The following is a 20,959-nucleotide window of genomic DNA, read 5'->3' as shown; positions in this document are numbered from 1 at the left end:
CGCCTTTTATACCTCTAAAGGAATGTTGAATGGGAATTCTTCTTAAAAAACTTTTTTGAGTTTTTTATTTAGCTCCTTTGACTGATAGTATTTTCTGTCCAGTCCCAGATCAAAAGTAGCGTTTTTCCAAGAACACTTTTTCTCGTTTCCCGAATTCTACCAAAACCAACTGGCTACGCTTTACATCCCTTCTCGCCGCAGAAATCGTTAACAACGACATTAAGCTTCTGACCGATGACACTCGTAAGAACGTCTTTATTAAAAAGACTTGTTGTTGTCTATATTGTAGTGAATAAGTGGACAAAATTGTTTATGCTAATCTCATATGACTAAAAATTGATTTACTTGATTGTCTCTGAATAGTCCATTATACTGACATCAGTATCTACATCAGAAAAGGAAGAGGACAGAGAGTTCTTGAACACGAAAAAGAAAGTTGGTATGTTTGTAAAGATGCTCCTGATAAGTTGCCAAGGAAGGATGTTCAGTTGACTTCGCAAACGCAAAATAGAGTGTTCTTTGTTGATATAGGATTTGAGCATAATAAGCCACGGGATGAAGCAGAGAACTTTTATTTGCATAAATCTATTGCTGGGTAAAATTGAATCAAAGTGCGCAGAATCCGATTACATATTTGAATCCGATGGAAGAAAAGTATGGATCTAGTAATTGAAAAGGTGGTTATTAAATGATAAACCATTGAAGCCTTTGTATCTGTTAGAAATTGACGTATACAGAGGTTTTTATTTCGTTATATCTGCAGCGTTTATTTGGTTCAGAGTTCAATTTGCAGTTAGCTGGTATCGGAATGATTATACAATAAGAGCAATAGAAATGCTTGTAAAAGCTGACGTCAAAACAAATATTCATTTTGTATTACATGAAGAGCCTATGGCTGAAGTTATCTACAGATTGAAAGAGAAGGCCTTTCCGGAAGGTATCAACGCGGTTATTATTTTGTTACATAAACCGATAGGATTAGGTGCTAAAGAAAAAATTATATGTACAGATAATAAAAATTTTGCTGAATTTGTGAGATACATTTCGGGGGAGAATATGGCGTATAAAGTGAGAGTTGATTCATGAACAGTTCCAGCACTTATAAATCATATAGGTAATATAGACTTGAATAGTCTGGATATTTGCGATGGCGCTGCCCTACCAAACAATCATACCTAAAATTGTAATGTGCGATGCTCGTCATAATTAATGGCAGCGAAATTATTAAACACAATATATATCAGGCAGGAGGCTACTTCCCTCCCTTTATCAGGGGAGAATATTAAATGGAAAGAAGCTGTAAAATACCAAAAGTAAAAAGAAATTATCGCATATTGTTATCGCTCCCCTGCATACATTGTAAAAACAATGTTTGCAGGGGGATTTTTTTGAAGGATTATATTGCAAAGAGGGCCGTGGAGATTGCAAATTATATCATAGAAAATAACTCAACGGTAAGGCAGGCGGCAAAACAATTTGGGATTAGTAAGAGTACTGTACATATGGTAGTGATAAAATAGAACGGTTTGTGTGGACGGTAAAATAAAATATGGAATGAAAAGTAAAAATTTACAAAATATGTAAAAATAAAACCTTTACAAAATATGTAAAAACACATATAATTGAATTGCCAATAAAAAAGGTCTTGCTATGCAAGACCAAGTATCCCTCGAAGGAATACGAACCAAATATATTTTGACGTGGGATGCGGGTTTTGTCAAGTGCTTTCTTTTTTTATTGAGTATTGATAGAGGAGGAGAATTCAATGAAGAATAGTAAACAGACTTCGAAACGTGCAGCCTCAGCAGCGTCAGCGGTTCTTAGAGATGGGCGTACAAGTGCAAAATCTAAAACTGCAGCTGGAAGTGCGTTAGCACAGAGAGCATCAAAAAAGACAAAATAAGGAGTGGCGAGGCATATCATTTATGCCTTGCATAAATGATATGGATAATATTAAGAAATATTTAAAAAATGTTGGGATTACGCAAAAAGAATTTGCAGAAAGAATAGGATTATCCAGACCAACTTTAGATACATACATAGAGATGTTTGAGAGTGGACAGGTAATCCCAAAAGAGCGATATAATATTATTTTTAAAAGATTATTTAGTGTTCAAGATTTTTCTGCAAAGGAATTTGAACGTAATTTGCAACAAATTGAAAATCTTTTAAATAGAGATCAAAAATATGGAACAAGCGATTTGAGTCCAGAAGCAGCAGATTATGTTTCATTAATAGTACGTAATATGACAAAAGATTTCAAAACAGATGATTGGAATAAAGATGTTTATACTTTTATTAATATCCTTATTTCTAATTATCACGAGAATGAAATATTTCTGCATCTAGTAGAGTATTTTATTTACCTTAATAATATAAGGGAAATAGAAGATATTAAAGAAAGTCAAAAATCATATTTTGCAAATATGTTTAAAACATTTCATGATTTACTTGAAAAACCTGACTCATATGATGAGGCGGACTATCAAGCATTTTTAAATCGTTGTATTGAAATTAAAACACAAAAGAAAAATAAACGTGATGAACGAAATAATAACTTAAAAGAACGAATTCAAATGATGGTTGCAGAATATGAAAAAAAAGGCATTGATCTGAATGAGGAAGAAATCATAGAAGAAATCAAAAAGCAGCTTGTTCAAGAAAATTTAAATGTTGGAGGAATATAGTTATGGACGTTACTTGTCACGGTTGGAAAAATAAAATTGGAACAAAAAACAGAGAGTGTAAATGTGGTTCGTGGAAAAACCATTGGATTAATAATTCTGGAAAACCATGGCCTGAGAAATGTTCAATTTTGGGATGTAATAATGATGCAACATTAGGTGCACATGTATATAATCCGAATGTCAGTGGAGAGAAAATTATCCCTGCTTGTGAAGCATGTAATAAAAGAACGGAGGAGTTTTCGTTAAAAGGTGGGGTAACATTAGTGTCTGCAAATAAGCAGAAGACTTGTGAAAAATAAGAAATGTTATTTTTTTATAGTATAATCCCCTCGGAAACAATTAGGTTTTCGAGGGGATTGTACTTTGCAGAGTCTGATAATAGTTAGGAAAAGTATCTTGAAGAATCCATAAATTTGACCGCAGTATTATTTGGCAGTTACAAATGTGAAATATGGCAACTGTATGACATGTTTGAATATAACATGAAAGAAGTTTTTAATGATAGGAGATATCAATTAAGTCTAAAAGGGATATAGAATGCACCGTATTGTTCGACAAATTAAACGCGGCTTAATTTGTCGGATTAAAACAGATTTATTTAACCGTTTGGAAATGGTATAAATCACATTGTCTGCTGTTGATTTTGCACTTCGTTTTGAAAGCTTTATGGTACCTGACTCCATTTTCACGATTGGAACAGGGTTAAACGATATTATTAATAAAATGGTTAGAATTTTTTGACTAGTGAGAAAAGTCGTTATATGGTAGAATTGTTTATATGATTAAACATAGTTTTTCAATAGCATGTAACAATGTAATTCTGAAATATTATTTACAAAAGAAAGAAGGTTTTCTGTTTTATGCAAATTTATTCTGCAACTTTTTCAGTAAAGGAATCTTTAACGCAAGATGAGTTGATTAAACTTGTAATTGAATGGAATCAAGGTAGCCCTCATAATAAAATAAATAGTCTGACATGGGATGGAAAAACGAGAAACATAAAATTTGAAGAGGGAAATTTATCTTTAGCAATTGAAGAAATTCGTACGTATAATACTGTTGCTATTCGATTTCATCAGCTAGATGAAAACAATATTATATGGAACACAGATATCGTTGTGAATTTTAATACACATATCTTTTCAATTAAATTAGATAGAGAAGCGACTGTCGATACGATTGGCTTTGTTCCTAAGTTTAAACCACCGGTTATTGTTAATATGTTACTTGATAAAGATTATGTGGGAACTGATGGTGATATGCAAATAAGTGCTCAGCCAATTTCAATCACTAAAGAAAATTATAAAACTATAGAAAATATCATATGCAGAAATGTCATATATTCTATGCCTGTAATATATGTGACAAAATCTTGGGGGCGATATCCATTCAAAGTTAAGGAATTGTCATATAGGTTACGTGGAGTTGCTCATGTACTTATAGAAGAGGATGCAGATGTATCAAAAATTCTTAGAGAAACTTGCTGTGGAAAAAATTCTCATCATGGAAGTGTTGGTATTTATTATCCAAGTAGTTCTGCATCACATAAAATAATTTCGACAGGTAAATACGAAGGGCGAGAAGAAATATTGATAGACCGAATTGTAGCTATTGTTTGTCGATATGTTAATCAGCAGGCCCGTGATAGAATGATGACTTGGGAAGGCGTTCAGAATGAACTATTAAAATTACGATATGCAAGTGCTACTGAAAAGAAAGCCCAAGCTGAAAATGAAGTGTTTGAAGTTTACGATAATTTCGCTGAAGAACTTGAGGAAAAAGAGCATACAATCGAGGAATTGAATAATCGTATAATGGCATTGCAAGCTGAAAACCAGGGACTTAGAGGAAAGTATGAACGAGTTACAGAAGTACCTCTGTTGTATTACGGCATAGAAGATGAACTTTATGAAGGAGAAATTAAGGATCAGATATTGGAGATACTTGATAACCAACTTAATCATGTAAAAAAGAAAACTCGTAAAGAACATATACTACAAGATATTTTGGAATGTAACGAACCTACCGGTGCTTTAAATAAAAAACGAGAAGACATTAAACGAATATTAAAAGGCTATACAAAAGTTGGAGAAAGTTTAAAACGGGATTTAAAAGAGTTTGGTTTTGTCATTACTAAAGAGGGTGGTCATTATAAACTTACATATAATGGAGATCCCAGATATCTATTTACAATGGCAGCATCTGGTAGTGACAGTAAACATGGCGGAGGAAATCTTGCTTCAGAAATAAAGACTGATATGCTTTAATATATTTGTGAAGAGTGTTATTATCAAAGAATTTTATATAAACTTATTTGTAAGAACACTAAAAATACCGTTTGCAAGAAATGGGAGAGAAAAATTATTTTGCTTAATGTTCTTATTTGTGATAAAAAAACTTGTATCTTTGACCGTTAGTAAAATAAAATCGCTGTATCCCTTATATTTAATGGGATGCAGCGATTTTGAGTATTGTAACGAAACGGCAAAATTTCTTTCTTTTCTTTGGGGGTTGAGAGTTTTTATTGTGCTTTTAGCTATGGATTGATAATCCGGTTGGAAGCTATAAACACTATAAAGAGAATCTGTAATCGATTTTGGTTGTGTGTTGAGATAAAGCCTTGCTTTTGAACAACAATAAAATTCATTGTAAGCGTTTAGTTACTGTCGGAATCTACACCTCTTACAGTTTTACTTTCATGTAGATAATGGTGGATATCAGTAGCTTTCATTTTGTTTGTAGTGTTTGTAGCATGTGTGGCTTCAATAAAATGGAGTTGATTGTTCGGGAGTGCTCTTTTGCGTTTCTGAAATCTGGCATTTATTATGTGTGTTCTACCTGTTTATCAAGAATAGATTTTTGATAAAGTGTATATTTAGGAAAGTAGATTTCCTCATATGTAAATGCTTTTACTTTGAACTATAACTTTTATCAGGTTTTATGAATAACAGGAAATGGGATTCCTACATTTCTGTAAGTTGCCTTTCAATAATTGAGAAGTATAATAGAAGTGGGTATATACGCTTAACATTCATTTTTTATTACTGGGAGATGAGAAGAACGATGAATAGAATATTACTTCTTGAAGACGACTTAAGTCTCATAACCGGGCTTACATATGCTTTGAAAAAGCAGGATTTTTCTGTAGATGTCGCAAGGACTTTGAAAGAGGCGGATGTGATCTGGGATGATGGTAAATATGATTTGCTAATCTTAGACGTTTCACTTCCGGATGGTTCTGGTTTCGATTTCTGTAGGAAAGTTCGGCAGTGTTCCAAAGTGCCGATTATATTTCTGACTGCTTCTGATGAGGAAACCAATATTATGATGGGGCTTGATATAGGCGGTGACGATTATATTACAAAACCATTTAAATTGGGTGTCTTAATTTCCAGAGTAAATGCTCTGCTCAGGCGGACAAAAAATTTTGGACAGGCAGATACAGAACTTCAGTCAAATGGGATAAAAGTGCTTTTATTGAAGGGTCTGGCTTATAAAAATGGAGAATTATTAGAACTGACTGCGGTTGAATATAAGATGCTCTGCTATTTTATGAAGAATGCGAATATAGTGCTTTCTAAAGATCAGATCCTTGATCAGTTGTGGGATTGCGATGGTAACTATGTCGATAATAATACTCTGACTGTATATATTCGTAGGCTTCGTATGAAAGTGGAAAATGATCCTGGAAAACCGGAAATGATTGTGACGGTTCGCGGGATGGGATATAAATGGAATGTGAATTCCTGAGGATTATGATGAAAATAATAGCAAATCGAGAAATTAAGTATTTGTTTTATGCGATAGTAGGCGTTGTGGGAAGCTTTTGCCTGTTAACGGAGATAGGAGTCTGGTTTCTTTCTAGAAATCTTCGTGCTTTAATATTGATTTTTATCCTTTTTCTTTTGTTGCTTTTGATGGTATTGGGTTTATGTTACCGGTACTTTAGCAGACAAAACCGGATGTTGGAAAATGCAGTGGATCAGATTAATGCATTTCTGGATGGAGATATAGATGCTAGAATTGCCTGTGACGAGGAAGGGGAAATATACAGACTTTTTCATTCTGTAAATACTCTGGCAGCCGTGTTAAGTGCCCAGGCGTCAAACGAAAACAGAGAAAAAGAATTTTTGAAAAATACCATATCGAATATTTCTCACCAGTTGAAAACACCGTTGGCAGCATTGAATATTTATAATGGGTTAATGCAAGAGGAAGTAAAATGTATATCTGACATTCAGGAGTTTGCTTCATTGTCAGAGAAAGAGCTTGACCGGATGGAGACTCTGGTGCAGAACCTTTTGAAAATAACAAAGCTGGATGCCGGTTCCATTGTCTTTGAAAAACGTATGGAAAATGTGGAGGATCTAATGAAAGATGTAGAACTTCATTTTGCATATAGAGCCAAACAGGATCGAAAAACACTTACTTTTACTGGTGATGATTCTCTTATGCTTTATTGTGATCGGGACTGGATGATGGAAGCAATTGATAATATTGTAAAAAATGCACTGGATCATATAAAAGAGGGTGATTTTGTTCATATAGAATGGAGACAGTTTTCGTCTTTGATTCAGATTCAGATAAAAGATAACGGGTGCGGGATTCATCCGGAAGATCTGCATCATATTTTTAAACGGTTTTATCGTAGTCGTTTTTCAAAAGATATTCAGGGACTGGGACTTGGATTGCCACTGGCAAAGGCGATTATTGAAGAACATAATGGCACGATTGAGGTGGATAGTGCATTGGGGGAAGGAACAATATTTATCATAAATTTTTTGATTCCTACAAAATTGTAGTTTTACAGTAATGCTACAGTAAGGTGGCAATGATATTCTTCCAATAAATCAAAAAAAGAAAGAGGTGTTGATCTAATGGATTTATTAGAAGTAAAATCTGTTTGTAAAACGTATGGCAGTGGAGAGACTGCTGTACAGGCTTTGAAAAATGTGAGTTTTTCTGTTCCTAAGGGTGAATTTGTGGCGGTCGTTGGTGAATCTGGTTCTGGAAAGAGTACGCTGCTCAACACCTTGGGGGCATTAGATACACCTACTTCCGGGAAAGTGTATATTGATGGAAAGGATATCTTTTCCATGAGAGAAAGGAAACTGACAGTTTTTCGCCGCCGGAATATTGGTTTCATTTTTCAGGCATTTAATCTGATTCCAGAATTAACTGTAGAACAGAATATGATATTCCCTGTGCTTCTGGATTATCAGAAACCAAATAAAAAGTATCTGGAAGAATTACTTACTGTATTGAATTTAAAAGAACGACGGAATCATCTGCCAAATCAGTTGTCTGGTGGACAGCAGCAAAGAGTAGCAATCGGGAGGGCTCTTTTAACGAGACCGTCTCTGATTCTTGCGGATGAGCCGACCGGAAATCTGGATTCACAAAACAGCAGTGAAGTGATTGCTCTATTGAAAGAAGCATCCAAAAAATATGCACAGACAATTATTATGATTACGCATAATCGGAGTATTGCACAGATTGCAGACCGGGTACTTCAGGTGTCAGATGGCGTTTTGACGGATCTGGGGAGGTGCTAATCATGAAAAGCTATTTAAGTCTGATTTCTATTTCTGCAAAAGTGCGGAGAAAACAAAATCGTATGACTTTGCTTTGTATTATTATTTCTGTATTTCTGGTAACAGTAGTTTTCAGTATGGCAGACATGATGGTGCGGACAGAAACATCACGTATGTTGAATAAACATGGAAACTGGCATATACAGCTGGAAAATATATCGGATGAGATTGCTTCAGAGATAGGACAAAGATCGGATGTTACAGCAACAGGATGGTCGTCTGTATTTAATATAAATGCAGAGCAACCTTATTTTATCGGGGAAAAAAGGGCTGTCCTGTGTGGCACGGATGATTCTTACATCGAACAGATTTCGAATGGATTAAAAGAGGGGAAATTTCCTGAAAATGAGTATGAAGTCATGCTTGGGACAAATGCGAGAGATTATTTGAATCTGAAAATTGGTGATTCTGTTATGCTTCGTACTCCTGCCGGAGATTCAGAGTATACAATCTCTGGTTTTGGTGAGGATGATCCAGAATATTATCAGGGTCAGTCGTATCTGGTCGGTGTGTATATGACGAGAGAGGCATTTCATCATATTGTGGAGCAAAACGGAATAGACAGTATTCCATCAAATTTTTATGTACAGTTTCAAAGTGCGAAGGAAGCAGCGAAAGCAAGAACGGAAATAGAGCAACAGTATCATCTGTCGGATGATACGATTTCTGAAAATACTGGTTTGATGGGAATGTCAGGTGCCAGCAGAAATGAATCTATGAAAAATATGTATAGTATAGCGGCTGTTTTGTTTGTTCTTGTACTTTTGGCTGGTGTACTGATGATTTCGGGAAGCATGAATAGCAATATCAGCCAGAGAATAAAGTTTTTTGGAATGATGCGCTGTATTGGTGCTAGTCGTCAGCAAATCATGCGGTTTGTTCGTCTGGAGGCATTGAATTGGTGTAAACTTGGAATTCCGGCAGGAGTGCTTCTTGGAATTGTCACCAGCAGTGGTTTGTGCGCAATTTTGCGATATGGGATTGGTGGTGAGTTTTCCACTATGCCGGTATTTGCAGTAAGCATAGCCGGAATTACAAGCGGGATACTTGTAGGACTGGTGACAGTTCTTCTGGCTGCCCAGTCTCCTGCAAGGGGAGCCGCCAAAGTACCACCGGCAGCGGCAGTCTTGGGTGGAACACAAAAACAGATAAGCGTGCATCATGCGGCAAAAAAATCACTTTTGAAAATAGAATCATCATTGGGAGTTCATCATGCAATGTCGTCCAGAAAAAACTGGTTACTTATGACAGGTTCTTTTGCACTCAGTATTATTATGTTTTTGTGTTTTTCAGTGGGAATGGACTTTGCCCGTGCGCTTCTTCCATCGCTGCGATCCTGGCAGCCAGATTGTACCATCAACGGATATGCAAATGCCTGTACGATCGAAAAATCACTGGTGAACGAGATTGGAAAAATACCGGGAGTCTCTAAAGTTTATGGAAATACATATTTGGGTGATATCCCAGCATCCTCTTCACAAGTACCTCTGGATCGTGTGAATATGGTATCTTATGATAGCTATATGCTTGATTGTGCTGCCGAGGATGTGGTACAAGGAAATATCTCTGAAATTTATGGTGATAATGGAAAGGTTATGACGATTTGCAATAAAAATAATCCATTACATGTTGGAGATACAATTCAAATTGCTGGAACAGAAGTTGAAGTTGCATGCGAAATCTCTGATGGATTGTTTTCAGATGATATGATACTGATATGTTCTGAGGAAACATTTGAACATTTACTGGGGGAACAGAAGTATACTATGCTCAATGTGAAGTTGACAAGTGGCGCAACAGAAGAAACCATTAAGCAGATCAGTACTTTTGCAGACAACGAAGAGATATTTACAGATAATCGAAAGTCCAATCAGGAAACCACCGCCACTTATTGGGCAACGAGGATTATTGGATATGGTTTCATGACAATTATTGCAATGATTACGGTGTTTTATATTATCAACAGTATTTCTATGAGCGTATCTGCACGAATCCGGCAATATGGGGTCATGCGGGCTGTCGGAATGGATGATCATCAGCTTACGAAAATGATCTCTGCAGAAGCATTTACTTATGCAATTTCAGGTCTTATTGTTGGATGTGCTGCAGGGCTTCCGTTAAGCAGACTTATGTATGATGTCTTGATTACCCGACATTTTGGAATTGCATGGCATATTCCGGGGACACTTATTGTTGTTATTATATTGTTTGTTATTGCTTCAGCTTTTATTGCCGTTTATGCTCCTACAAAAAATATACGGAATATGGCAATTACAGAGACAATTAATGAATTATGATAGATTATGTATTACCGGATGGAACTTGCTCTTGCCGGATAAGAAAAATTTAATATCGATGAATCTCGAAACCTTTGTGTCTGTTAGAAATTAATGGATACAGAGGTTTTTATTTTGCGCATTTTAAGAGCAAGATCCACCCGCGTATTACAATATCATCATTTTATGATTTTAGTAATATTTGCGAGTAGCAATCTTGATGGGGATTCCGCTTCCCCATACCCTCGGTTTCCTGCCATTTTTTCAAAAAATAGAAATGGTATTTTAGCTTCGCAGGGAAATTTCAAAATTGTATATATTTCATGTGGTGATGAAGCTAGAGATTATGTTTTTGAAAAAATTTTGAAAAAATGTTGTATAAGACCTTCTCAAAATTTGGATATATAGAGGGATCTTTTTTATCCTTCTTCAGCAATTCGATTTATTCATTTTTGAAAAAAAGTCAGAATGCAATATTTCAGCAGATGGGAAGGAGCTAAGATGGGATTATTTGAAGAAGTAAAGAAGAATGTCACAGTTAGACAGGCGGCGGAATTGTATGGGCTTAAACCTAATCGGAGTGGGTTGGTCAGATGTATTTTTCATAAGGACAACGCTCCCAGTATGAAGGTTGATCGCAGATATTATTGCTTCGGTTGTGGATGTACCGGAGATGCAGTTGATTTTACCGCACAGCTATTTGGACTCGGTGCCAGAGAAGCGGCTGTAAAACTGGCAGAGGATTTTGGAATTAGTTACATCAGCAAGTCAAGGGACTCTCCTGTAGGGAAGAAGGATTCGATTAAAACGGCAGAAATAATACGGACAAAGAAACGGGATGATGATTGGATTAGATGTGTAAGGGCATATTTGGATTATCGATTAATGCTTTTAGACTGGAAGAAACAATATGCACCCAGGAATCCGAAGGAAGAATGGAATGAACGTTTCGTGGAAGCATTACGGGAACTAAGCTATGTTGAGTACGTTCTGGATATTCTTTTGTTCGGTGAAAAGTGGGATAGAGATCATTTGGTGCAGGAAAAGAGAAAGAAGGTGGAAGAAATTGAGCGAAAGTGTGATGACTATGTCAGAAGAAAATCGAGAGAATGCAGTGTGTCGGATGGAATCAATGGTAGATCTGGAAGCGGTGAGGAATATCAAAGATCAGCTTGCGGTAACAATGAATGGAACGGTTAAAGGAACGATGCAGAATTATATGACCGTCCTCAGAGAAGATCCGATTCTTTCCGGGAGTCTGCGTTTTAATTTATTGAATCAGCGAGTAGATGTGGTAAAAATCCTCTGGTGGAATGACCGGGTTACTTCGCTGACAGACGAAGGGGAGGAATTTCTGTTTTATTACTTTGAACGATACTATGATTTGGGAAATGAGAAAAATATGAAAAAAGCATTGAGAGCAGAGGCGAATAGCAACAAGTATCATCCAATCTGTGACTATCTGAATGAACTTCAATGGGATGGAACGGAGCGTATCCGTCATGTATTGAAGCGGTATATGGGAGCGGATGAATCGGAATTGGTATATGAATGCCTGAAGCATTTTATGATAGGTGCGATACTACGAGTTTTTCATCCGGGGTATAAGATGGATGAAATGCTCTGCCTGGTTGGCACACAAGGAGCTGGAAAATCAACATTTTTTCGCTTTCTTGCGATAAAGGATGACTGGTTTTCTGATGATTTGAAACATCTGAATGATGAAAAAGTATACGGAAAACTTCGTGGACATTGGATTATGGAGATGTCGGAGATGATTGCTGCAGTCAGCGCTAAGAGTAACGAAGAGATCAAATCATTTCTTGTCAGACAGAAAGATACGTTTCGTATTCCGTATCAGCAGTATGAAGAGGACCGACTGAGACAATGTGTTTTTGCGGGGACAACGAATACAAAGCAATTCTTGCCATTTGACCGGAGTGGGGCGAGAAGATTTCTGCCAATCATGATTCACGCAGAGAAAGCAGAGAAACATATTTTGGATGATGAAGCGGAGGCAAGAGCATACTTTGATCAGCTCTGGGCAGAGGCTATGTACCTATATCGTACCGCGGAGAATCCGGCGGCACTGATGAAATTTTCCAAAGAAATGGAATCGCAAATTAGCTTATATCGGGAACAGTTCATGCAGGAGGATACATTGGCAGGGACAATTCAAGGATGGCTGGATGATTATAGGGAAGATTATGTCTGTATCAAAATGATCTGGAAAGAAGCATTAGATCATCAGTATGGAGAACCAAAACGATATGAATCCAATGAAATCGCAGAGATTATGGATACAAAGATTGTTGGTTGGAAGCGAATAAGCTCTCACAGATTCCGAAATTATGGAACTCAGAAAGGTTGGACGAGATGCGTCAATGATGTAAACCAGAACGCCGAGGATGGATTTCGGGAACTGACAGAGAGTGAACAACAGATGTTACCATTCTGAATGCCCGACGAGAGAGGCTGTTCTATCATTCGGGGAGATGAACATTTCTGAAGAATAGTTTTCGATAATTGACAGATAGTTTACATTTGGTTTTCTGGGAAAATCCTTGTAATATCAGTGCTTTTAAGACTTTCATAGAAATGTAAACTACTGAATTTGAAAACTTTATTTTCATACATGAAGAGGAATGAATTATATAGACTGATTTTTAAAAGTGTTCTCAATGTAGTTGACATTCTGGTTTACATCACTTTGTCGCAGATTGAAAGCAGCATTTCCGAAGAGAAAATATCTACTCTCTCTGTCGGGCAATCGACATGGATTTTTGTGTGTTTCAGTTACATTTGCGAAGCACAATATTTTAAAGGACTATTTTCATATATTTTCTCATAGTTATGGACAAAGAGAAAACCGCAGGGAGGAGGTGGATGCTCCGCTATGCAGAAAAGAGAACTAAATTATAGAATTCATAATCCGAACTCAGCGGCAGCAACCGCCGATTACATACTAAAAATTTTAATAGATGCCAATTCAGAAAAGGTAGAAAAAGCGATTCAGGCTGCGGCGGATCAGGTTGACCGGGAAATGGAATGTGAGGAAAAACACTCGACGTAGTAGATATGTTGGGTGTTTTTATATGACGGTTGATGAATTTAAAGTGAAAAAATCACTTAAATGTGGAATATAATAAGGTGAAAAAGAGTATAATATATTGACTAAAGTGAAAAAATCACTTAAAATAGAACGAAAGAACGGAGGTGCTGAGATGTTAATCAGATTTAATGTAAAAAATTTTCTATCATTTTCTGAAAGGGAAGATGGTAAATCGGAAGAGTTTTCTATGATTGCAGGAAAAGTTAGAAATAAGAAAGCACATGTGTATGATAATGAAAAGATAAAATTGTTAAAATTTGCAGCAGTTTATGGTGCGAATGCAGCTGGAAAATCAAATTTGGTAAAAGCACTGGATTATATGCGACGTATCGTTTTATATGGGTTGCCTAAAGGACATACAGATATGTATTGCAAAATAGATGATGCTAACAAAGAAAAAGAGAGTTATTTTGAATTGGAAATCATGTTGGGTGATAAATATTACGCATATGGGTTTGAGGTGATTTTAAATCAAAGCAAGTTTGTTTCAGAATGGTTAATAGAACTTACCAGTGATAATAAGGAAAAGTTGATTTTTAGTAGGGATATCGATAGAGGAATTTTCAAATTCGGTGATACATTACAGGAAAAAGGTCTAATTGATAAATTAGAAGTATACGCAGAAGATATTCAAGAAGATGATAGTATATTATTACTTTCAACAATGAACAAAAATAAAAGAACTTTATATCAACAATACAGTAACGCTGCCATATTTCAAGAGATATATTTGTGGATAAACAAAAATTTAGATATTAATTATCCAAATCGACCTATTTCGGATTATTCATATATGGCTAAAACTGAAAATGTGGAAGAAGTTTGTAGAATTATTTCTGCGTTTGGGACAGGTATTACAGGATTTAAGATGGTGGATGTTTCGCCGGAAAAAGTATTGGGAAATATTCCGAAACGAATACGTGAGGATCTGCTTTCTGATATTGAAACAAAAACTGCAGAGATGAAAAACAATGAAAAATTAGAAGGATTTGGAATCGTAATGCGATCTGCACGAGATTTCTTTATTTTGAATGTTGATAAAGATGAAAATGTTGAGTGTAAAACGATTAAATTTTCACATGGAAAAGAAAACGTTTTATTTAATATATCCGAAGAGTCAGACGGAACAATAAGAATATTGGATTTATTAGAAGTCTTACTTTCTGGTGAAGGGAAAACTTATGTAATAGATGAATTGGACAGATGTCTGCATCCAAGTTTGACTTATAAATTTGTTGATACATTTTTACAGTTAGCAGCAAGGAGAAATCTTCAATTAATTGTAACTACTCATGAATCACGATTGTTGGATTTTGATTTGTTACGTCGTGATGAGATTTGGTTTGTAAATAAAAGAAAATCGGGAGAAAGTGATATTTACTCTTTAGAAGAGTACAATGCACGTTTTGATCAAAAAATAGACAAGGCATATTTGGAGGGAAGATACGGAGGTGTTCCAGTGTTCAGCACGGTATTTCCTATTGAGGAAGAGGTGTAATGAATGAGAGAAAGTAGAACATTTGCTGAACGTACCAAAGTGTTAAAATCTGATGAGGCAACGAAAAAATATTTTCTTGTATATGAAGGTTCAGATACCGAAGTTATCTATTTTGATGCAATTTACGCTTTGCGTGAAGATATCGGAATAAATCCTTTGATTGAATTAATTCCTATCATCCGAAGCTTTAGTGAAGAAGGTTGGAGCAACCCGAAGAAAATATTGGATAGGGTAATTGAAAATTTGCGAGAAAGTAGAGAACAAGCAATATCTTATGAATCTTTATTGAATCGGATTATGGATTACCTTTATGAAACAAAAGTCATTACAACTAGCAAGGTTTTGGCACGTAATATATGGAAAACAATGAAACAGACTTGTGATGAACAATTGAAGAAATCGTTGGATGATGTGGTTGAAGATATTGAAAGTACCTGTAATACACTCATTGGAGTATTGAAGGAAGAATACGAAGTAGTGAATATAGTTGAAGACATCTCTGAAATCATTAAAGATGGTGGTTTAACGTATGAGGAAGGGTTCGACCAAATATGTTTAATTGTGGATAGAGATAAAGATAGCTTTGTATCAACACCTGAAAATGACCAATATAAATATGTATTGGATAAATGTAGGGAAATGGGATTTCAATTTTGTGTTACAAATCCATGCTTTGAGTTTTGGTTGTTACTGCATTTTGATGAAGTGTTCACTTTAGATAAAGAAAAATTGTTGGACAATCCTAAGGTTACTGTAAAAAGACGATATGCCGAGGATGAATTGCGTAAAATTTTTCCGGGATACAATAAAAGTTCTTATCATGCGGAAATACTTGTCAAGGAAATTGATAAAGCTATTGAGAATGAGAAAAAATTTTGTGAAGATATTGAAGATTTAGAATGTTCCGTCGGAAGTAACATAGGCAGGTTGATTACTCGCATGAGAAACTAAGAGAAGAAAAAAAGAAGGGAATGACAATATGATAAATAGGGGATCACAATGGAGAAAGTGGGATTTACATTTGCATTCAAAATATTCTAAAGAATCCCGGACAAAAATGGAAATTAAAGATATTTTTGAAAATGCAATAAAGAATGAAATTTGCATGATTTCGATTACTGATCATAGCAATTTTGATGCCTTAGATGAGATTTGGGATATATATGAAAATGGAGTTGTAGATGCAGGAAAAGTAAAGGATTTGGTGGATTTTCTGCCTGGTATAGAGTTAAAAACTGATAAAGGAAAAAGTGGTGTCCATCTTATTGCAATTTTTCCTAAATGGATTAATATAAGAGGAACACTAAAAAAAGCAGATAAAAAAACTTTATATGATAATTTTTGTTCTCAATTAAATTTAACTGAAAGTGTAATCGAAAGTAATGGAGAAAATGATTATTCAAAAGGACTGTTGGCTTCACCGGTGGAATTTGATAAAGCAATAAAGTTAACACATGAACTAGGTGGTATAATTATCGTGCATGGTGGAGATAAGCATGGAAGTATTGAAAAAGAAATGAAACATTCTAAAGCAAGTAACCCTACACCTGAAGAATTATATAATCATTTAGATATTACGAAGACAGAAATTATTTCAAATAAAATTGATGTAATTGAATTGCCTAATTTTAATCGGGGTGAAGCTAAAAATGCTAATTTTTATAAGAAATGTTTTGGAAAACCGTGTATGTTAGCATCTGATTCACATGAAAAAGCAGATTATGATTTAATCACTAAATATACATGGGTGAAAGCAGATTGTACATTTGAAGGATTAAAACAGGCGCTGATTGATTATGATAATCGAATTTGCTTGAAAGAGTTACCAGAGGAATTGGATCGTGTAAAAAAGAATCCAACAAAGTATATTGACGAAATCACCATTGATTGGGAAGATGGATATAAAGGTGAGAAGGGGATCTGGTTTAAGGAAATCAAGATTCCTTTGAATGCTGGGTTGGTTAGTATTATTGGAAATAAAGGAAATGGTAAATCAGCATTGGCTGAAGCGGTAGCATGGATTGCTGATAGTAAAAATTATACAAAATTTGCTTTCCTGAATAGTAAAAAATTTCAAAAAAACAAATTGGCTAATAATTTTGTTTGTAGCTTGAAATGGAAAAATTCAGAGGAAAGAATGAGTAGAAATTTAGCAGTATTACCTGAAATGACAAATGTGGAAAGAGTTCAATGTATTCCACAGCAATATTTTGAAGAAATTTGTACAGATACCGAATTGCAAAAATTTACAGAAGAAATTAATAGTGTTATTTTTTCGAGGTTAAGTGAAGAGGAAAGAGAAGGAGAAAAATCATTAGAAGCACTGATTGATAAATATTCGAAGGCTTCTGAAAATGCAATTCACTATTTGAATGCGGATTTGAATGATGTAAACAAAGAAATAATTGAATTGGAGAAAAAATTACAGCCATCATATAGTGATTTTCAAAAATCTTTATTAAAGCAAGCTAAGGATCAATTAGAGGCACATAATAAAATTTGTCCAGATAAAATTGAAAAACCGGTATTATCTGAAGAAATTCAAGAGAAGTATGAAACATTAGAAAAGGAAATTTTAGAGTTAGAAAAACAGATTAAGAATGCAGAGGAAGAAGTAATTATAAAAAATAAAGCAACCAATAAACTTATGCGATGTCTTGAATCACTGGTTGAATTTGAAAATCGAATTGAAATTGAGAAAAGCAAGTTAAATATTCAATTAGAAGAATTTGATATAAATGCTGATGATATAGTTAACTTAATAGTAAACAAAAGGCCTATCGAAGAAAAGAAAAAGGAAATTGATGACGATTTATCTGCAACGAAGGAAATGTTAAATGATGAAGAAAATGGCTTGAGGACACAATTATCTAAGAAACAAGCAGATAAAAAGGAAATAGTGGCTGAAGAGGATAAAAATATTCGTGCATATGATAAGTATATAAGCGAATACCAAGAATGGATGAAACAAAAAGGGGAAAAGGAAGAAGCAGTAAAAAAGATAGAAGAAGAGTTGATCTATGTTAAAGGGAAAATAATGGAAGATTTAAATCCGCTATATGAGAAAAGGCAGAAAATTTCCGCAGATATTTGCAATGAGAAAAAGAAAATCGTTTCTATTTATAATCGTTTTAAAAATCCAGTGGATGAATTTTTAAAGTCAAATGCAGAATTGTTAAATGAGTATAGTATTAGTATCAGAGCAGGACTTGTTATAGAAGAACGATTATCTACAGAGTTATTTGAATTTGTAAATAAGCAGAAGAGAAATGCTTTTAGAGAAGATAATTATCAATTACACAAATCTGTTGAAGAACTGAGTAGTATAGATAGCATAGATCAATACTCGCAGATTCCAGAAATGATTGTTAAGTGTTTAAAAAACTATTCAATTGATGTAGAATCTCAAATTAAGACAAATAAAATGTTGGATTTTTATAATTACTTATACGGGATGACATACATAAGTAATAAATATGAATTGATTAGTGATGAAAAAACACTTGATAATTTGTCACCAGGAGAAAGAGGTGCGTTATTGCTTATTTTTTATTTGTTACTGGATTTAAGAGATACACCTTTGATTATAGATCAGCCAGAAGATAATTTGGATAACCAAAGTGTTGCGAAGGTATTGGTACCATTTATTCAAGCCGCAAAAAAGAGGAGGCAGATTATTTTAGTTACGCATAATCCTAATTTGGCCGTTGTTGCAGACTCAGATCAGATTATTTATGTTAAAATTGATAAAGAAGATGGTCAGAGGGTAAGTGTTCTGGCTGGAGGAATCGAGAATCCTGAAATAAATGATAGTATTGTAACTATTTTAGAGGGGACAATGTATTCATTTAGAAAAAGGGACGAAAAATATTTTATAAAATAAAAGAGATGCAAGGTTATTGATAGTAACCTTGCATTTCATTTCGGAATAATGTAGAATAAAGTAGTAACAGAACGATATAAATATAACAGAAAGGTCATCCGACATGAACATAGCAGCCTATTGTCGTGTTTCCACCGATAAAACCGATCAGCTCAACAGCCTGGAAGCCCAAAAGGAGTTTTTCTCCGAATACACCAAACGTACCGGTGACACCCTAGTAAGATTATATGCAGACGAGGGTATTTCCGGAACCAAAATTAAAAATCGTAAAGAATTCCTTCGCATGATGTCTGATGCGGAGCATGGCTTGTTTGACATGGTCGTGGTGAAAGATATCTCCCGTTTCGCCAGAAATACGGTAGATCTTTTGCAGAATGTCCGAAAACTGAAAGCATTAGGTATTGAAACCCAATTTCTCACAGCCAATATGACCAGCATGGGAAACAGTGAATTTGTTCTGACTATTTTCGGTGCTCTTGCCCAGGAGGAAAGTGCCAACACTTCTAAGCGTGTAAAATTTGGTAAGAAAATGAACGCAGAAAAGGGACGGGTTCCCAATATTGTATACGGATATGATAAGACCATTGGCGATTATTTTAATCTGGCTATTAATGAAGAAGAAGCCAAGGTCATCCGCCAGATTTATCAGTGGTATACAGAAGAAGGTTACGGTGCTACGAAGATTGCCAATATGCTGAATGAAAAAGGGCTGACTACAAAGCGGAACTGCAAGTGGAGTCAAAATGCCATTTGCCGGATTTTGACCAATGAGATTTATACAGGAAAAATCATTAATGGAAAACAGGAAGTGACGGACTTCCTGACTGGCCAGAGAGCGGATAAAGATGAGACGGAATGGATGGTTGTGGAGCGCCCGGAACTTCGGATCATTGATGACCAGACATTTGAAAAGGCAGGGGAAACCCTTCATTCCCGGCATGCGTCGTTCAATATGAAGCATGAACGCCAAAGCAATAAATATCTGTTCTCTACGTTGATTAAATGCAAGGAATGTGGCTGGTCCTTCCGTCGGACTGTGCGTACTTATAAGAATACCTATGTTCGCTGGGTGTGTTCCGGACATAATGGACGTGGGGCAGACAGTTGTCCGAATGCGGTGACAGTGGATGAAGACGAGCTGATTGAAGTTCTGCAGGAATATTTTGCGGAAGTATTGAAGCAGAAGAAAAAGGTGATCAACCATGTAGTCAATGAATTCCAGCGTGTTTACAAAGCAAAGGATGAAAATCTGGAATATGAGAAAGAGGTGACTGCACAGCTCTCTAAACTTCAAAAGACCAGACAGAAATACATGGACATGTATACCGATGATCTTATTACTAGGGAGGAATTGAATGAGAAAATCGGTGGAATGAGACAGGAAATCGAGCGTCTGGAAAATGAACTGAAGATGGTGTCTTATCATCTTACCAAAGGGGAACAGCTGGAAGCGATTTTGAATAATACATTTAAAACAATTGAAGATATCACGGATGTTCGCCAGATGACAAATATACAACTCAAAAAACTGATTCAAAAGATAGAAGTGGATAAAGGTGGAAATGTTGATATTTACCTTCGTCTTCTGGGAGATTTGGGTTTGGACGAAACGATCCTGATAGAGGACGAATCCAATCGCAACAATAAAACCGTTCCTGATAATAACGACCATACATAAAGACTGTACTGAACGTCTCCTCCAGATCAACCCGGCTTTAGCAGCAGATGCACGGAAGATACTGGATCTCAACAAGTCCGAGCGCCATATCCGCGGTGGACTTGCCACCCGAGAAAAATATTTACATATGGAACATCATTGAAGAAAGTGGTTGGAAGCTTGCTGTGCTCCCAACCATTTCACATTTCATGTCCAGAACATAGTTTCCCCTCAATAAATAGTTCTCAGTAC

At 35.5% G+C, this 20,959-nt stretch carries 16 protein-coding genes and 3 pseudogenes; all 19 read left to right on the top strand.

Going from position 1 to position 20,959, the window contains the following annotated elements; genetic code table 11:
- Positions 1 to 122: 122 nt before the first annotated feature.
- Positions 123 to 260, top strand: a pseudogene (locus ACTNB3_RS08295) (IS4 family transposase); the annotation flags it as partial.
- Positions 261 to 669: 409 nt separating this feature from the next.
- Positions 670 to 1,086 (top strand): hypothetical protein, encoded by a 417-nt coding sequence (locus ACTNB3_RS08290; RefSeq protein WP_441025045.1) that lies wholly within the window; start codon positions 670 to 672, stop codon positions 1,084 to 1,086.
- A gap of 302 nt (positions 1,087 to 1,388) precedes the next feature.
- Positions 1,389 to 1,502 (top strand): annotated as a pseudogene (locus ACTNB3_RS08285) (sporulation transcriptional regulator SpoIIID); the annotation flags it as partial.
- 263 nt (positions 1,503 to 1,765) lie between these two features.
- Positions 1,766 to 1,903: a hypothetical protein gene (locus ACTNB3_RS08280; protein ID WP_278950575.1), complete on the top strand. Its 138-nt coding sequence runs from the start codon at positions 1,766 to 1,768 to the stop codon at positions 1,901 to 1,903.
- Between the two features lie 40 nt (positions 1,904 to 1,943).
- Positions 1,944 to 2,687 (top strand): helix-turn-helix domain-containing protein, encoded by a 744-nt coding sequence (locus tag ACTNB3_RS08275; RefSeq protein ID WP_441025044.1) that lies wholly within the window; start codon positions 1,944 to 1,946, stop codon positions 2,685 to 2,687.
- Between the two features lie 2 nt (positions 2,688 to 2,689).
- On the top strand, positions 2,690 to 2,986 hold the full coding sequence (locus ACTNB3_RS08270) for a hypothetical protein (RefSeq protein WP_441025043.1): 297 nt from the start codon (positions 2,690 to 2,692) through the stop codon (positions 2,984 to 2,986).
- A gap of 561 nt (positions 2,987 to 3,547) precedes the next feature.
- Positions 3,548 to 4,954, top strand: coding sequence for a hypothetical protein (locus tag ACTNB3_RS08265; protein WP_441025041.1), 1,407 nt, complete (start codon positions 3,548 to 3,550; stop codon positions 4,952 to 4,954).
- 796 nt (positions 4,955 to 5,750) lie between these two features.
- Positions 5,751 to 6,437 carry a response regulator transcription factor gene (locus ACTNB3_RS08260; protein ID WP_427820707.1) on the top strand — a complete coding sequence of 229 codons (687 nt, stop codon included), beginning with the start codon at positions 5,751 to 5,753 and terminating at the stop codon, positions 6,435 to 6,437.
- A gap of 8 nt (positions 6,438 to 6,445) precedes the next feature.
- The gene (locus tag ACTNB3_RS08255; RefSeq protein WP_441025069.1) at positions 6,446 to 7,489 is read left to right on the top strand and encodes a sensor histidine kinase; all 1,044 of its coding nucleotides are present in this window, start codon (positions 6,446 to 6,448) and stop codon (positions 7,487 to 7,489) included.
- 75 nt (positions 7,490 to 7,564) lie between these two features.
- Entirely contained in the window at positions 7,565 to 8,242 is a 678-nt protein-coding gene (locus ACTNB3_RS08250) for an ABC transporter ATP-binding protein (RefSeq protein WP_427820706.1), read from the top strand.
- 2 nt (positions 8,243 to 8,244) lie between these two features.
- Positions 8,245 to 10,578: an ABC transporter permease gene (locus ACTNB3_RS08245; RefSeq protein ID WP_441025039.1), complete on the top strand. Its 2,334-nt coding sequence runs from the start codon at positions 8,245 to 8,247 to the stop codon at positions 10,576 to 10,578.
- 480 nt (positions 10,579 to 11,058) lie between these two features.
- Positions 11,059 to 11,757: a CHC2 zinc finger domain-containing protein gene (locus ACTNB3_RS08240; RefSeq protein WP_441025037.1), complete on the top strand. Its 699-nt coding sequence runs from the start codon at positions 11,059 to 11,061 to the stop codon at positions 11,755 to 11,757.
- Positions 11,681 to 13,015, top strand: a complete 1,335-nt coding sequence (locus ACTNB3_RS08235) for a VapE domain-containing protein (RefSeq protein ID WP_427820703.1) — start codon at positions 11,681 to 11,683, stop codon at positions 13,013 to 13,015. Before ACTNB3_RS08240 ends, ACTNB3_RS08235 begins: the two co-directional genes overlap by 77 nt.
- 438 nt (positions 13,016 to 13,453) lie before the next feature.
- Positions 13,454 to 13,630, top strand: coding sequence for a hypothetical protein (locus ACTNB3_RS08230; RefSeq protein ID WP_441025035.1), 177 nt, complete (start codon positions 13,454 to 13,456; stop codon positions 13,628 to 13,630).
- Positions 13,631 to 13,781: 151 nt separating this feature from the next.
- On the top strand, positions 13,782 to 15,167 hold the full coding sequence (locus tag ACTNB3_RS08225) for an AAA family ATPase (protein ID WP_441025034.1): 1,386 nt from the start codon (positions 13,782 to 13,784) through the stop codon (positions 15,165 to 15,167).
- A gap of 3 nt (positions 15,168 to 15,170) precedes the next feature.
- Positions 15,171 to 16,118, top strand: coding sequence for an RloB family protein (locus ACTNB3_RS08220; protein WP_441025032.1), 948 nt, complete (start codon positions 15,171 to 15,173; stop codon positions 16,116 to 16,118).
- A 28-nt stretch (positions 16,119 to 16,146) separates the two neighbouring features.
- Positions 16,147 to 19,050 carry a TrlF family AAA-like ATPase gene (locus ACTNB3_RS08215; RefSeq protein ID WP_441025031.1) on the top strand — a complete coding sequence of 968 codons (2,904 nt, stop codon included), beginning with the start codon at positions 16,147 to 16,149 and terminating at the stop codon, positions 19,048 to 19,050.
- Positions 19,051 to 19,153: 103 nt separating this feature from the next.
- The gene (locus tag ACTNB3_RS08210; protein WP_441025029.1) at positions 19,154 to 20,728 is read left to right on the top strand and encodes a recombinase family protein; all 1,575 of its coding nucleotides are present in this window, start codon (positions 19,154 to 19,156) and stop codon (positions 20,726 to 20,728) included.
- Positions 20,715 to 20,870 (top strand): annotated as a pseudogene (locus ACTNB3_RS08205) (sporulation transcriptional regulator SpoIIID); the annotation flags it as partial. The gene ACTNB3_RS08210 and the pseudogene ACTNB3_RS08205, both read left to right, overlap by 14 nt.
- Positions 20,871 to 20,959: the final 89 nt, after the last annotated feature.

The sequence above is a fragment of the Bariatricus sp. HCP28S3_D3 genome, assembly GCF_052065755.1.
Classification (GTDB): domain Bacteria; phylum Bacillota; class Clostridia; order Lachnospirales; family Lachnospiraceae; genus Allocoprococcus.
Note: the sequence above shows the minus strand (reverse complement) of the source record. Positions and strands in the feature narration are given on the sequence as shown.